This is a genomic window from Paenibacillus tyrphae (assembly GCF_000722545.1).
Taxonomy (GTDB): Bacteria; Bacillota; Bacilli; order Paenibacillales; family NBRC-103111; genus Paenibacillus_G; species Paenibacillus_G tyrfis.
In genome coordinates this window covers 16035-29923 of record NZ_JNVM01000039.1, presented here as the reverse complement: position 1 = coordinate 29923, position 13889 = coordinate 16035, and the positions used below count along the sequence as shown (strand labels likewise).

The window sequence follows — 13889 nt, the reverse complement described above, 5'->3', positions numbered from 1 at the left end:
TTAAAGGCAAGTCTTTATTCTTGACAGGGTATAACTGAAGTGCTAATATATCAAAGTGTGCCATTTTAGAGGCTCGTCACCTGTCCCTTGGAGGGGTTGTCACATGTCTTATGATAGAGTGAAGCAGGCAGCGAAACTGACTATCGGCACAAAGCAAGCGATGAAGACAGTGGAGCAAGGCCAAGCCACGGAAGTGTTCATTGCGAAAGATGCAGATCCGCGAATTACGATAAAAATAGTTAACCTCTGCAAGAAATGCGGGGTTAAAGTGACATACGTGGACTCCATGAATATGTTAGGTAAAGCGTGTGGAATCGATGTAGGCGCAGCTGTGGCTGCGGTGGTGAATGAATAGACGTTTTTGTCTGAGAAACAGTGATGGATCGAAGGCAAAAACTTTTCCTTTGTTCATTTACGACTCGCCTGGATCTGTGGGCTTGAAAAATGCAACATCAATTATGATGAAGGAGGTGGCCAATATGCCAACAATCAACCAGCTCGTTCGTAAAGGACGTCAAGCTAAAGTTGTAAAATCCAAATCCCCTGCTCTTCAAAGAGGCTTCAACGCCCTGAAAAGAGAAGCGACGGATCTGAGCTCCCCTCAAAAACGCGGTGTGTGTACTCGTGTAGGTACGATGACGCCGAAAAAACCGAACTCCGCACTTCGTAAATATGCGCGTGTTCGTTTGACCAACCGTGTCGAGGTTACGGCTTACATCCCGGGTATCGGACACAACCTGCAAGAGCACAGCGTGGTTCTGATCCGCGGGGGCCGGGTAAAAGACCTTCCGGGGGTACGTTACCATATCGTTCGCGGTGCGCTTGATACTGCAGGCGTGAACAACCGTAAACAAGCTCGTTCCAAGTACGGCGCGAAACGCCCGAAAGTGAAGAAATAATGAGTAGGAATCCAATCAACTTTTTGAGAAAGGGGGATAACTATGCCTCGTAAAGGTCCAGTTACTCGCAGAGACGTATTGCCAGATCCGGTGTATAACAGCAAGCTTGTTACCCGTTTGATCAACCGCATCATGATTGATGGTAAAAGGGGAGTAGCGCAGCAGCTGCTTTACAATGCTTTCAATCTGATCCAAGAGCGTACAGGTAAAGAGCCGATGGAAGTTTTCGAACAAGCCATCAAAAATATCATGCCTGTTCTCGAAGTTAAAGCCCGCCGTGTGGGGGGAGCTAACTACCAAGTGCCGATTGAGGTTAGACCTGAACGCCGCACGACGCTCGGACTTCGCTGGCTCGTCAACTACTCCCGCCTGCGCGGTGAGAAGACGATGGAAGAAAGATTGGCGCAAGAGATCATCGATGCAAGCAACAACACAGGCGCTTCCGTTAAAAAACGTGAAGACACGCACAAAATGGCTGAAGCCAACAGAGCGTTCGCGCACTATCGTTGGTAAAATTTTATTCCTATCAATAGGAAGGAGACAACCTGATGGCAAGAGAGTTCTCCTTAAAAGATACGCGTAACATCGGGATCATGGCGCATATCGATGCCGGTAAGACGACCACGACCGAGCGTATTCTGTTCTACACAGGCCGCGTGCACAAAATCGGTGAAGTTCACGAGGGTGGCGCAACGATGGACTGGATGGAGCAGGAACAGGAGCGCGGAATCACGATCACGTCCGCCGCTACAACCGCTCAATGGAAAGGTCACCGCATCAATATTATCGACACCCCGGGTCACGTTGACTTCACTGTTGAAGTTGAACGTTCCCTGCGCGTATTGGACGGAGCAGTAGGCGTATTCAGTGCCAAGGAAGGCGTTGAGCCGCAGTCGGAAACCGTTTGGCGTCAAGCGGACCGTTACGGCGTTCCTCGGATTGCTTACGTCAATAAGATGGATATCATCGGTGCAGACTTCTTGGGTGCCGTACAGCAAATGCGCGAGAAATTGGGCGCGAATGCCGTTGCCATCCAACTGCCGATCGGTGCTGAAAGTGATTTCAGAGGCATTATCGACCTAGTTGAACAAGTCGCCTATATCTACAAAGACGACCTTGGCAAAGACGTTGAGCAAAGCGAAATCCCGGCTGAGTTCAAGGACAAAGTGGAAGAGCTTCGCCTGGAACTCGTAGAGAAAGTAGCCGAACTGGACGAAGAACTCATGATGAAATACCTCGAAGGCGAAGAGCTTACCGTTGATGAAATCAAGGCTGCCCTTCGTAAAGGGGTATGCGAAGTGAAAATCTTCCCGGTTATCTGTGGATCTTCGTACAGAAATAAAGGCGTACAGCCTATGTTGGATGCCGTTGTTGCTTACCTTCCATCCCCGCTCGACGTACCGGATATCAAAGGTACGCTGGAAGACGGAACGGAAGTTGTGCGCAAATCCGCTGACGAAGAGCCTTTCGCGGCGCTGGCGTTCAAAATCATGACCGACCCGTTTGTTGGTAAGTTGACATTCTTCCGCGTATACTCCGGTATCCTCAACTCCGGTTCCTACGTGGTCAATGCAACGAAAGGCAAGCGTGAACGTATCGGTCGTATTCTCCAAATGCATGCGAACAGCCGCCAAGAAATCAGCGTTGTTTATGCTGGTGATATCGCAGCTGCCGTAGGTTTGAAAGATACGACTACTGGCGACACCCTTTGCGACGAGAAAAACCCGGTTATCCTGGAGTCGATGAACTTCCCTGAGCCGGTTATCCAACTCGCGGTTGAGCCGAAAACAAAAGCCGACCAAGACAAAATGGGTATTGCTTTGGCGAAACTGTCCGAAGAAGACCCGACCTTCCGCGCTCATACGGACGAAGAAACAGGCCAAACGATTATCGCAGGTATGGGTGAGCTTCACCTCGAGATTCTCGTTGACCGTATGCTTCGCGAGTTCAAGGTAGAAACCAACGTGGGTAAACCGCAGGTTGCCTACCGCGAAACGTTCCGTCAAGCGGCTAAAGTCGAAGGTAAGTTCGTTCGCCAATCCGGTGGCCGTGGTCAATACGGTCATTGTTGGGTGGAGTTCGAGCCTCTTGAAGCGGGAACTGGCTTCCAATTCGAGAGCAAAATTGTCGGTGGTTCGATTCCGAGAGAGTATATTGCTCCGATCCAAGCAGGTATCGAAGAGTCGATGAAAAACGGCGTGTATGCAGGCTTCCCGCTTGTAGACATCAAAGCTACCGTTGTCGACGGATCTTACCATGATGTCGACTCCTCCGAGATGGCGTTTAAAATCGCAGGTTCCATGGCCCTCAAAGCTGCTGCGGAAAAATGCCGCCCGGTTCTGCTTGAGCCGATCATGAAAGTGGAAGTTACCGTACCGGAAGAGTACATGGGCGACGTTATGGGCGACCTGAACTCCCGCCGCGGACGGATCGAGGGTATGGATACTCGTCACGGGGCTCAAGTCATTCGTGCGAAAGTGCCTCTCTCCGAAATGTTCGGTTACTCCACGACGCTGCGTTCGCGTACGCAAGGTCGCGGCGTATACTCGATGGAAATTTCCCATTATGAAGAAGTGCCTAAGTCCATTGCTGACGAAATCGTCTCCAAGAACAAAGGCGCCTAATATATTTAGATTATTTAAGGAGGCAATCTACTCATGGCAAAAGCGAAATTTGAGCGTAATAAACCGCACGTTAACATTGGTACCATCGGTCACGTTGACCATGGTAAAACAACTTTGACTGCTGCAATCACGACTGTATTGTCCAAAAAATACGGCGGTGCCGCTGTAGCATTCGACCAAATCGACAAAGCTCCGGAAGAGCGCGAGCGCGGTATCACGATCTCCACTGCGCACGTTGAATATGAAACTCCTAACCGTCACTACGCACACGTTGACTGCCCAGGTCACGCCGACTATGTTAAAAACATGATCACTGGCGCAGCTCAAATGGACGGCGCGATCCTGGTTGTATCCGCAGCTGACGGCCCTATGCCGCAAACTCGCGAGCACATCCTGCTCTCCCGCCAGGTAGGCGTACCTTACATCGTCGTATTCCTCAATAAATGCGACATGGTTGAAGACGAAGAGCTTCTTGAACTGGTTGAAATGGAAGTTCGCGACCTGCTCAACGAGTACGAGTTCCCGGGCGACGACACTCCGATCGTTCGCGGCGCAGCTCGTGAAGCACTGCAAAACCCAGACGGTCCTTGGGCTGACAAAATCGTTGAGCTGTTCGAGCACATCGATTCCTACATCCCGACGCCTGAGCGCGACACTGACAAGCCTTTCTTGATGCCGGTAGAGGACGTGTTCACGATCACTGGTCGTGGTACCGTTGCTACAGGTCGCGTAGAGCGCGGTGTAGTTAAAGTTGGCGACGAGATCGAAATCATCGGTCTGGTTGAAGAAACTCGCAAATCCGTTGTTACGGGCGTAGAAATGTTCCGTAAGCTTCTGGACTCCGCTCAAGCGGGCGACAACATCGGCGCACTGCTTCGCGGTGTAGACCGTAAAGACATCGAGCGTGGACAAGTTTTGGCTAAACCGGGTTCGGTTAAACCGCACTTGAACTTCTCTGCTCAAATCTACGTTTTGACTAAAGAAGAGGGTGGACGTCATAAGCCGTTCTTCACTGGCTACCGTCCGCAGTTCTACTTCCGTACAACGGACGTTACGGGTATCATCAACCTGCCGGAAGGCACAGAGATGGTTATGCCTGGCGACAACATCACGGTAACGGTTGAGCTGATCGCTCCGATCGCTATCGAAGAAGGTACTCGCTTCGCTATCCGCGAAGGCGGCCGTACCGTTGGTGCCGGTGCCGTTGCTTCCATCACGAAGTAATTTTAGTCTCCGGACTTTGCCCTTCATCTCTATGAGATGAAGGGTTTTTAATTTTTTTAGGTAAACGTCGAATTTTTTCTTGCTTTTTGGTTCTGTATTTAATATAATAGTGAACGTTGGTCTGTGACGTTGCGATGATGTGAGAGGTTGCTGACACACCCGGCCCCTTTGCCATAGGGACGGCGTCAGGAGATTTTCACGGAGTATGTCCGATACTAAATTGGGCGATAGAAGGAGGGAATACTATGGCAAAGCAAAAGATTCGTATTCGTTTGAAGGCTTATGATCACAGAGTGCTGGATCAATCCGCAGAGAAGATCGTGGAAACAGCCAAACGTTCCGGTGCAGGAGTGTCTGGTCCGATTCCGCTTCCAACTGAGAAGCAAATCATCACGATTCTGCGTGCGGTTCACAAGTACAAAGATTCGCGTGAGCAATTCGAAATGCGCACACATAAGCGTTTGATCGATATCGTCAATCCGACGCCGCAAACCGTTGATGCGCTGATGCGTCTGGATCTGCCGTCCGGTGTGGATATCGAAATCAAACTGTAATATACGTTTGTGGATAAAAAAGCGACAAGCAAGAGAGGAAAAGAGGTGTCAACGATGACAAAAGGTATCTTAGGTAAAAAGCTTGGGATGACTCAAGTATTTACGCCAGAAGGATTGGTTGTACCGGTAACTGTAATTCAAGCGGGTCCTTGCACAGTGCTGCAGAAGAAGGATTCGGAGAACGACGGTTACGAAGCCATCCAAATCGGTTTTGCCGATAAGAAAGAAAAGAACGCGAACAAACCTGAGTTGGGCCATGCGAAAAAAGCGGGCGCAACGCCTAAGCGCTACGTTAAGGAGTTTCGCGGCGTTCAGATTTCCGAGTATGAAGTTGGCCAAGAAATCAAAGCCGACGTATTCTCCGAAGGTGAATTCGTTGATGTAACAGGAACGTCCAAAGGTAAAGGATTCCAAGGCGTTATCAAAAGACATAACCAATCCACTGGTCCGATGGCTCACGGTTCCCGTTACCACCGCGGCCCGGGTTCGATGGGTTCCATCCAAGCTAACCGTGTTCCTAAAGGCAAAAAATTGCCAGGTCACATGGGTACGGAAACCGTTACGATTCAAAAGCTCGAAGTTGTGAAAGTAGACGTTGAACGCAACGTTCTTCTGATCAAAGGCTCCATTCCGGGTCCTAAAAACAGCTTCGTTTCGATAAAGTCTTCAGTGAAGAAGTAAGAAAGTAGGAAAGGAGGATAACAAATGCCAAAAGTAGCAGTGTTTAACGTTAGTGGTGCCCAAGTAGGCGAAGTGGAACTCGCGGATAGCGTGTTCGGAATCGAGCCGCACGTTCATGTATTGAATGAAGCGGTATTGATGCAGCGTGCGTCCCTTCGTGCAGGTACGCATAAAACGAAAGGTCGTTCCGAAGTTCGCGGCGGTGGCCGTAAACCGTGGAAACAAAAAGGCACAGGCCGTGCTCGTCAAGGTAGCATTCGCTCTCCGCAATGGAAAGGCGGCGGTACCGTTTTTGGTCCGACACCTCGCAGCTATGCCTACAAACTGCCTAAGAAAGTTCGTCGTCTGGCGATCAAATCCGCGTTGTCTTCCAAGGTGAAGGCTAGCGAAATTATCGTGCTTGACCAATTGCAATTGGCTCAACCGAAAACGAAAGAATTTGCAGCGATTTTGAATAACCTCAAAGTGGATCGTAAAGCTTTGGTTGTGACGGCCGCGTATGACGAAAACGTAGCATTGTCCGCACGTAACATTCCTGGCGTGAAGTTTGTTGCTGCCGAAGGAATCAACGTGCTTGATGTTATGGTTTACGACAAGCTGATCATTACGAAGGATGCGGTGCAAAAGGTAGAGGAGGTGTTTGCGTAATGAAGAACCCTCGCGATATTATTAAGCGCCCGGTCATTACCGAACGTTCCAGCGAAATGATGGCGGAAAAGAAATATGTGTTCGAAGTGGACATCCGTTCGAATAAAACGGAAGTCAAACAAGCGATCGAGCAAATCTTCAAAGTAAAAGTAACGAACGTGAATACGCTCAGAATGCCGGCGAAGCCGAAGCGTTATGGCCGCTATTCCGGATATACGTCCGAATGGAAAAAAGCGATCGTCACTTTAAGCGCAGACAGCAAAGAACTGGAGTTCTTTGAAAACTCGCAAGTTTAATTTTTTGAAGTAAGGAGGGAATCCACGTGCCAATTAAAAAATATAAACCAACCTCTCCTGCAAGACGTGCGATGTCGGTTTCTACTTTTGAAGAAATCACAACGTCCACACCGGAGAAATCGCTTTTGGCTCCTTTGAGCAAAAAAGCGGGTCGGAACAACCAAGGTAAAATTACGGTTCGTCACCAAGGCGGCGGACACAAACGTAAATACCGCATCATCGATTTCAAACGGAACAAAGATGGAATACCTGGTCGCGTTGCTACAATCGAATACGACCCGAACCGTTCCGCTAACATCGCACTGATCCACTACGTGGATGGCGAGAAACGCTACATTATCGCTCCGAAAGGCTTGAAAGTGGGCGATCAAGTCGTATCCGGTCCGGATGCCGACATCAAAATCGGTAACGCGCTTCCTTTGGAAAACATTCCGGTAGGTACGGTTATCCACAACATCGAGCTGAAGCCTGGCAAAGGCGGACAATTGGTTCGCGCAGCTGGTACGGAAGCTCAATTGCTCGGTAAAGAAGAGCAGTATGTAACGGTTCGCTTGTCTTCCGGCGAAATGAGAAAAATCCTCAAAGTTTGCCGCGCGACAATCGGTTCCGTAGGTAACGAAGATTACGAACTCGTGAAGATCGGTAAAGCCGGTCGCTCCCGTTGGCTCGGTCAAAGACCGGAAGTTCGCGGTTCCGTTATGAACCCGAACGATCACCCGCACGGTGGTGGTGAAGGTCGTTCCCCGATCGGACGCAAATCCCCGATGTCTCCTTGGGGCAAACCGACGCTCGGATACAAAACGCGGAAGAAAAACAAAGCTTCCAATCAATATATTGTACGTCGCCGCACGAAGTAATTACTTTTTCGGTTCGGTTAAAGAAGGGAGGAACGAAACATGGGTCGCAGTTTGAAAAAAGGGCCTTTCGTAGATGGCTACCTTTTGAAGAAAGTCGAAGGCATGAACGTTGAGGGCGCGAAGAGGCAAGTGATCAAAACTTGGTCTCGCCGCTCCACGATTTTCCCGCAATTCATCGGTCACACGTTCGGTGTGTATGACGGCAGAAAGCATGTTCCGGTATATGTAACGGAAGATATGGTCGGACATAAACTCGGTGAGTTTGCACCAACCCGTACTTACAAAGGACACGACGACGATAAGAAGACGGGTAAACGCTAGGTTCGGAACCTACAGATCAGTTTGTGAATGAGAGGAGGTACATCCATGCAACAAGCTAAAGCTATTGTAAGATACGTTCGAATTGCTCCGCGCAAAGCGCAACTCGTTGTTGACTTGATCCGCGGCAAGCAAGTGGGCGAAGCGATCGCAATCCTGCGTCACACGCCGAAGGCGGCTTCCCCGATCGTTGAGAAATTGCTCAACTCGGCTATTGCCAATGCGGAGCATAACTACTCCATGGATCCTAATAGTCTGGTGGTTTCGCAAGCATTTGTGGACCAAGGCCCGACTTTGAAGAGATTCCGTCCTCGTGCGATGGGTCGTGCGAGCCGCATCAATAAACGTACCAGCCACATTACATTAGTGGTATCTGAGAAATAAGGAGGGACAACGTGTGGGTCAAAAAGTAAACCCGGTAGGACTTCGTATCGGCATTATCCGTGATTGGGAATCCAAATGGTACGCCGGCAAAGATTTCGGCGATCTGCTGATGGAAGACGTAAAAATCCGTGAATATTTGAAACAAAAGTTGAAAGAGTCTGCCGTTTCCCGCATTGAAATCGAACGTGCCGCTAATCGCGTGAACGTGACGATTCATACGGCGAAGCCAGGCATGGTTATCGGTAAAGGCGGTTCCGAGGTTGAAGTGATTCGCGGTTACCTGACTAAGCTGACGAACGGCAAAAAAGTACACATCAACATCTCTGAAGTGAAACATCCAGAACTGGATGCAATCTTGGTTGCTGAAAGCATTGCACAACAATTGGAGCGTCGCGTATCGTTCCGTCGTGCACTGAAACAAGCGATTCAAAGAACGATGAGATCCGGTGCAAAAGGGATTAAGACATCGGTCAGCGGTCGTCTGGGCGGAGCGGAAATCGCCAGAACGGAAGGTTACAGCGAGGGTACGGTTCCTCTTCATACATTGCGTGCGGACATCGACTATGGTACGGCAGAAGCTCACACCACTTACGGTCGGATCGGCGTAAAAGTATGGATCTATCGTGGCGAAGTTCTTCCACCGGCTAAGAAAAAGGCTGCTACGGAAGGAGGCAACTAATCATGTTAGTTCCTAAACGTGTGAAACACCGCAAAGAGCACCGCGGCAAAATGCGCGGTCGCGCTAAAGGCGGCACGGAAGTTCATTTCGGTGAATACGGCTTGCAAGCAATGGAGCCGGCTTGGGTAACCAACCGTCAAATCGAAGCTGCCCGTATTGCGATGACTCGTTACATCAAGCGGGGTGGTAAAGTTTGGATCAAGATTTTCCCTTCCAAACCGATCACCCAAAAGCCGCTTGAAGTTCGGATGGGTAGCGGTAAAGGTAACGTAGAAAAATGGGTTGCTGTCGTTAAACCTGGCAAAGTTATGTTCGAACTGGCCGGCGTAAGCGAAGAAATCGCCCGTGAAGCTATGCGTCTCGCCTCTCACAAGCTGCCGATGAAAACGAAGTTTGTGAAAAGAGAAGAAGTAGGTGGTGAAGTAAATGAAAGCTAGTGAATTTCGCAACTTAACCACTGCTGAAATCGAACAAAAGATTTCCGGATTTAAAGAGCAGCTCTTTAACCTCCGTTTTCAACTGGCTACAGGTCAACTGGATAATCCCGTACAAATTCAAAAAGTCCGCAAAGAGATTGCCCGGGCAAAGACTGTTTTGCGTGAAAGAGAATTGGGAATCACTAGTTAATGAATGAGAGAGGAGGATCTCAGAATGGCTGAACGCAACGAGCGTAAAACGCAGCTGGGTAAAGTCGTAAGCGACAAAATGGACAAAACCATCGTTGTGGCTGTAGAAACCTACAAAAAACACGACTTGTACCACAAACGCATTAAATATACGAAGAAGTTCAAAGCTCATGACGAAAACAACGAAGCGAAAATCGGTGATGTTGTTAAAATCATGGAAACTCGTCCGCTTTCCAAAGACAAGCGTTGGAGACTGGTCGAAGTCGTAGAAAAAGCGGTTATCGTTTAATATAAGCATCGGGCATCAATTCCGGAAGGAGGGAATACACAATGATTCAACCATTTACTCGTTTGAACGTAGCTGACAACTCTGGTGCGAAGCAACTGATGTGTATCCGCGTGTTGGGTGGTACGGGTCGTCGTACGGCTAACATCGGTGATCTGATCATCTGCTCCGTGAAAGAAGCAACACCAGGTGGCGTTGTCAAAAAAGGCGACGTTGTTAAAGCAGTAGTCGTGCGTACGAGACGCGGTGCTCGCCGTAAGGACGGATCCTACATTAGCTTTGACGAGAACGCAGCCGTAGTTGTAAAAGAAGATAAGAGCCCGCGCGGCACACGTATCTTCGGACCGGTTGCTCGCGAACTTCGCGACAGAGACTTCATGAAGATCGTTTCTCTGGCTCCGGAAGTTATCTAATAAACCAGCTGCTTACGAAGTCGGCTTTCATAGGAAAGTTTGTAGGAGGTGTACACAGTGCCAAAACAACCGAAGAAACTCGAGTCTCATAACAATAAATTGCACGTGAAAAAAGACGATACGGTTTTTGTTATCACCGGTAAAGACAAAGGGAAGAAAGGCCGCGTTATCGCAGCATTCCCTCGTGAAAACCGTGTGCTGGTCGAAGGCGTGAACATGATCAAGAAGCATTCGAAGCCTTCCCAACAAAATCCGCAAGGCGGCATTATCACGCAAGAAGCTCCGATCCACGCATCCAACGTGATGCTGGTTGATCCGAAGAGCGGCCAACCTACTCGCGTAGGTTACAAAGTGCTGGACAACGGTAAAAAAGTTCGCGTTGCGAAAAAATCCGGCGAAGTTATCGACTAATCGTATAAGTAAGAAAGGAGGTACACGGATTCATGGCTGCAAGAATGAAAGGTCGCTTTTTGAACGAAATTACGCCTGCCCTGATGCAGAAATTCAACTACACCACGGTGATGCAGGTTCCGAAAATTGAAAAAGTGGTTATCAACATGGGTGTTGGTGAAGCAGTTGCTAACTCCAAAGTGCTCGATACCGCTGTTAACGATCTGCAGTTGATCTCCGGACAAAAGCCGGTTATCACCAGAGCGAAAAAATCGATCGCAGGCTTCAAGCTGCGTGAAAATATGCCGATCGGTGTGAAAGTTACACTTCGCGGCGAGCGTATGTATCACTTCTTGGATAAATTGTTCAACGTTGCTCTTCCTCGCGTACGCGACTTCCGCGGCGTTTCCACCAAGGCTTTTGACGGCCGCGGTAACTACACGCTCGGTTTGAAAGAACAACTCATCTTCCCAGAGGTTGAGTACGATAAAGTGGATAAAGTGCGCGGTATGGATATCGTTATCGTCACAACGGCTAAAACGGACGAAGAGTCCCGCGAATTGTTGGCTCAATTGGGCATGCCGTTTTCCAAATAACATGCTTACGAAGCAAGTTTCCTAATGGAGACTTTGGAGGTGTAAACTGAAGTGGCAAAAACTTCGATGAAGATTAAGCAGCAGCGTCCTCCGAAATTCAAGGTGCAGGCTTACACACGCTGCGAACGCTGCGGTCGCCCGCATTCCGTACTACGGAAATTCAAAATTTGCAGAATTTGCTTCCGCGAATTGGCATACAAAGGCCAGATTCCTGGCGTGAAGAAAGCAAGCTGGTAAACTTTAAGCTCTCGGGAAGGAGGTTCACTACACATGGTTATGTCCGATCCAATTGCAGATATGCTTACACGCATCCGCAACGCTAACGTCGTTCGTCATGAAACTGTCGAAATTCCGGCTTCGAAGGTCAAAAGAGAAATTGCTGAGATCCTCAAGAAGGAAGGCTTCATTCGTGACGCTGAATATATCGAAGACAGCAAGCAAGGCATCATCCGCTTGTTCCTGAAATACGGCCCTAACAATGAGCGCGTTATTACAGGACTCAAAAGAATCAGCAAACCGGGTCTTCGCGTTTACGCGAAAAGCCAAGAAGTGCCTCGCGTACTTGGCGGTTTGGGAATCGCAATTCTGTCCACGTCCAAAGGCGTGATGACGGATAAAGAAGCTCGTCAATCCAAAGCTGGCGGAGAGGTAATCTGCTACGTTTGGTAATCTAGATTTTGAATGAACGGAGGTGCACAACATGTCCCGTATTGGTCGCAAACCGATCACGATCCCAAGCGGAGTAAACGTGACTATTGACAATACACTCATTACGGTAAAAGGTCCGAAAGGCACTTTGAGCCGTGAATTGCATAGAGATATGAAGATCAGCGTTGAGGACAATGTTCTGACCGTAGAACGTCCTTCCGACAATAAATTGCACCGCTCTCTGCATGGTACGACCCGCAGTGTCGTACAAAACATGGTTAGCGGAGTAACTGATGGTTTTGCTAAAAATCTTGATCTCGTCGGCGTAGGTTACCGTGCGAACAAATCCGGCAACAAGCTGGTTCTGAACGTTGGTTACTCCCACCCGGTTGAAATCGAGCCGGAGAACGGTATCGAGTTCGAAGTTCCTTCCAACACTAAGATCATCGTTAAAGGGATCGACAAAGAGTTAGTTGGAGCTACAGCAGCAAAAGTTCGTTCCGTTCGTGAGCCTGAGCCGTATAAAGGTAAAGGTATCAAGTACGAAGGCGAGCGTATCCTTCGCAAAGAAGGTAAAGCCGGTAAGAAGAAATAAGGCTGCTTAAGCTGATCGCATAATCCGAACTTCGGATGATCCAACTCGAAAGGAGTGAACCTCGAATGATTACTAAAGGCGATAAAAACAAAGCGCGTTTGAAAAGACATCTTCGCGTTCGTAAGAAAATTCAAGGAACGACGGAACGTCCTCGTTTGAACATTTTCCGTTCCTCTAAGCATATGTACGCACAACTGATCGACGACGTTAAAGGCGTAACGATCGCAGCGGCTTCTACGCAGGACAAAGAGCTCAAAGAAGGGCTCGGAAACGGCGGTAACGCAGAAGCAGCTTCGAAAGTAGGCGCTCTGATCGCTGAGCGTGCGAAAAAAGCAGGTGTCGTGAAAGTCGTTTTCGACCGCGGCGGTTACCTGTACCATGGACGTGTTAAAGCACTTGCAGACGCTGCTCGTGAAGCAGGTCTTGAATTCTAATCCAATTCATCAATAAGGAGGTAAAGGACTTGCGTATTGATCCCAATACATTAGAACTGACTGAAAAAGTCGTTCATATTAACCGCGTAGCTAAAGTCGTAAAGGGCGGTCGCCGTTTCAGCTTTAGCGCACTCGTGGTTGTGGGCGACGGCAAAGGTTGGGTAGGCGCGGGAATCGGTAAAGCTTCCGAGGTACCTGATGCGATTCGCAAAGGTATCGAAGATGCGAAAAAAAACCTGATTCACGTTCCTATCGTCGGAACGACAATTCCTCACATGGTGATCGGACATTTCGGCGCAGGACGCGTATTGCTTAAGCCTGCTTCGAAAGGTACCGGAGTTATCGCCGGCGGCCCAGTTCGTGCGGTTCTTGAACTGGCAGGCGTAGGCGATATTCTGACGAAGTCCCTCGGGTCTTCGAACTCCATCAACATGGTTAACGCTACTCTGGAAGGCTTACAGCGCCTGAAGCGTGCGGAAGAGGTTGCTAAGCTTCGCGGTAAAACCGTAGAAGAACTCTTAGGTTAGGAGGGATACCATGGCTAAGCAACTGCAAATTACCCTCAAGCGCAGCCTGATCGGTCGTCCTGAAACTCAGCGTCGTACGGTTACGGCTCTCGGACTTCGCAAATTGCATCAATCCGTTACTCAACAAGACAATGCTGCGATTCGCGGCATGGTTAACCAAGTAAGTCACTTGGTCGAAGTTAAAGAAATTGAAGCTTAAGGTTTTAACAT

Annotated in this window: 25 protein-coding genes; all 25 read left to right on the top strand. The window is 49.0% G+C overall.

Annotated features, from left to right (window positions below; all coding sequences use genetic code 11):
- Window positions 1-103: 103 nt before the first annotated feature.
- The 25 genes from ET33_RS31200 to rpmD all read left to right on the top strand — a co-directional run bounded on the left by ET33_RS31200 (window position 104) and on the right by rpmD (window position 13878).
- Entirely contained in the window at window positions 104-355 is a 252-nt protein-coding gene (locus ET33_RS31200; protein ID WP_036691426.1) for a ribosomal L7Ae/L30e/S12e/Gadd45 family protein, read from the top strand.
- 124 nt (window positions 356-479) lie between these two features.
- Window positions 480-899: a 30S ribosomal protein S12 gene (gene rpsL, locus ET33_RS31195; RefSeq protein WP_010498884.1), complete on the top strand. Its 420-nt coding sequence runs from the start codon at window positions 480-482 to the stop codon at window positions 897-899.
- A 42-nt stretch (window positions 900-941) separates the two neighbouring features.
- Window positions 942-1412 carry a 30S ribosomal protein S7 gene (gene rpsG, locus ET33_RS31190; RefSeq protein ID WP_010498883.1) on the top strand — a complete coding sequence of 157 codons (471 nt, stop codon included), beginning with the start codon at window positions 942-944 and terminating at the stop codon, window positions 1410-1412.
- Between the two features lie 35 nt (window positions 1413-1447).
- Window positions 1448-3523, top strand: a complete 2076-nt coding sequence (fusA, locus tag ET33_RS31185; protein ID WP_036691423.1) for an elongation factor G — start codon at window positions 1448-1450, stop codon at window positions 3521-3523.
- Between the two features lie 33 nt (window positions 3524-3556).
- Window positions 3557-4747 carry an elongation factor Tu gene (gene tuf / locus ET33_RS31180; protein ID WP_036691420.1) on the top strand — a complete coding sequence of 397 codons (1191 nt, stop codon included), beginning with the start codon at window positions 3557-3559 and terminating at the stop codon, window positions 4745-4747.
- Window positions 4748-4992: 245 nt separating this feature from the next.
- Window positions 4993-5301, top strand: a complete 309-nt coding sequence (gene rpsJ, locus ET33_RS31175) for a 30S ribosomal protein S10 (RefSeq protein WP_006212922.1) — start codon at window positions 4993-4995, stop codon at window positions 5299-5301.
- 54 nt (window positions 5302-5355) lie between these two features.
- Entirely contained in the window at window positions 5356-5982 is a 627-nt protein-coding gene (gene rplC / locus ET33_RS31170; RefSeq protein WP_036691417.1) for a 50S ribosomal protein L3, read from the top strand.
- A 24-nt stretch (window positions 5983-6006) separates the two neighbouring features.
- Window positions 6007-6630 (top strand): 50S ribosomal protein L4, encoded by a 624-nt coding sequence (gene rplD / locus ET33_RS31165; RefSeq protein ID WP_036691415.1) that lies wholly within the window; start codon window positions 6007-6009, stop codon window positions 6628-6630.
- Entirely contained in the window at window positions 6630-6926 is a 297-nt protein-coding gene (gene rplW, locus ET33_RS31160) for a 50S ribosomal protein L23 (protein WP_010498877.1), read from the top strand. Before rplD ends, rplW begins: the two co-directional genes overlap by 1 nt.
- A gap of 26 nt (window positions 6927-6952) precedes the next feature.
- On the top strand, window positions 6953-7783 hold the full coding sequence (gene rplB / locus ET33_RS31155; protein WP_036691412.1) for a 50S ribosomal protein L2: 831 nt from the start codon (window positions 6953-6955) through the stop codon (window positions 7781-7783).
- Between the two features lie 39 nt (window positions 7784-7822).
- The gene (gene rpsS, locus ET33_RS31150; RefSeq protein ID WP_010498873.1) at window positions 7823-8104 is read left to right on the top strand and encodes a 30S ribosomal protein S19; all 282 of its coding nucleotides are present in this window, start codon (window positions 7823-7825) and stop codon (window positions 8102-8104) included.
- A 45-nt stretch (window positions 8105-8149) separates the two neighbouring features.
- Entirely contained in the window at window positions 8150-8485 is a 336-nt protein-coding gene (gene rplV, locus ET33_RS31145) for a 50S ribosomal protein L22 (protein ID WP_036691409.1), read from the top strand.
- 13 nt (window positions 8486-8498) lie between these two features.
- Window positions 8499-9164 carry a 30S ribosomal protein S3 gene (rpsC, locus tag ET33_RS31140; protein ID WP_036691406.1) on the top strand — a complete coding sequence of 222 codons (666 nt, stop codon included), beginning with the start codon at window positions 8499-8501 and terminating at the stop codon, window positions 9162-9164.
- Between the two features lie 2 nt (window positions 9165-9166).
- On the top strand, window positions 9167-9601 hold the full coding sequence (gene rplP / locus ET33_RS31135; protein WP_036691403.1) for a 50S ribosomal protein L16: 435 nt from the start codon (window positions 9167-9169) through the stop codon (window positions 9599-9601).
- On the top strand, window positions 9591-9791 hold the full coding sequence (gene rpmC, locus ET33_RS31130) for a 50S ribosomal protein L29 (protein ID WP_010498869.1): 201 nt from the start codon (window positions 9591-9593) through the stop codon (window positions 9789-9791). The genes rplP and rpmC overlap by 11 nt, the downstream gene beginning before the upstream one ends.
- Before the next feature lie 24 nt (window positions 9792-9815).
- Complete coding sequence (gene rpsQ / locus ET33_RS31125) at window positions 9816-10079, top strand: 30S ribosomal protein S17 (RefSeq protein ID WP_013921152.1); 264 nt, start codon at window positions 9816-9818, stop codon at window positions 10077-10079.
- A gap of 41 nt (window positions 10080-10120) precedes the next feature.
- Window positions 10121-10489, top strand: coding sequence for a 50S ribosomal protein L14 (rplN, locus tag ET33_RS31120; RefSeq protein WP_010498867.1), 369 nt, complete (start codon window positions 10121-10123; stop codon window positions 10487-10489).
- A 57-nt stretch (window positions 10490-10546) separates the two neighbouring features.
- Entirely contained in the window at window positions 10547-10900 is a 354-nt protein-coding gene (gene rplX, locus ET33_RS31115) for a 50S ribosomal protein L24 (RefSeq protein ID WP_081481723.1), read from the top strand.
- 32 nt (window positions 10901-10932) lie between these two features.
- Window positions 10933-11475, top strand: a complete 543-nt coding sequence (rplE, locus tag ET33_RS31110) for a 50S ribosomal protein L5 (RefSeq protein WP_036691402.1) — start codon at window positions 10933-10935, stop codon at window positions 11473-11475.
- Between the two features lie 51 nt (window positions 11476-11526).
- Window positions 11527-11712, top strand: a complete 186-nt coding sequence (locus ET33_RS31105; RefSeq protein ID WP_010498863.1) for a type Z 30S ribosomal protein S14 — start codon at window positions 11527-11529, stop codon at window positions 11710-11712.
- 33 nt (window positions 11713-11745) lie between these two features.
- The gene (gene rpsH, locus ET33_RS31100; protein ID WP_010498862.1) at window positions 11746-12144 is read left to right on the top strand and encodes a 30S ribosomal protein S8; all 399 of its coding nucleotides are present in this window, start codon (window positions 11746-11748) and stop codon (window positions 12142-12144) included.
- Between the two features lie 31 nt (window positions 12145-12175).
- The gene (gene rplF, locus ET33_RS31095) at window positions 12176-12718 is read left to right on the top strand and encodes a 50S ribosomal protein L6 (protein WP_036691401.1); all 543 of its coding nucleotides are present in this window, start codon (window positions 12176-12178) and stop codon (window positions 12716-12718) included.
- Between the two features lie 65 nt (window positions 12719-12783).
- Complete coding sequence (gene rplR, locus ET33_RS31090) at window positions 12784-13152, top strand: 50S ribosomal protein L18 (protein ID WP_010498856.1); 369 nt, start codon at window positions 12784-12786, stop codon at window positions 13150-13152.
- A 29-nt stretch (window positions 13153-13181) separates the two neighbouring features.
- On the top strand, window positions 13182-13679 hold the full coding sequence (gene rpsE / locus ET33_RS31085) for a 30S ribosomal protein S5 (protein WP_010498854.1): 498 nt from the start codon (window positions 13182-13184) through the stop codon (window positions 13677-13679).
- Between the two features lie 10 nt (window positions 13680-13689).
- A complete protein-coding gene (gene rpmD, locus ET33_RS31080) occupies window positions 13690-13878 on the top strand; it encodes a 50S ribosomal protein L30 (protein WP_010498853.1) in 189 nt (62 codons plus the stop codon).
- The last annotated feature ends 11 nt before the right edge of the window (window positions 13879-13889 follow it).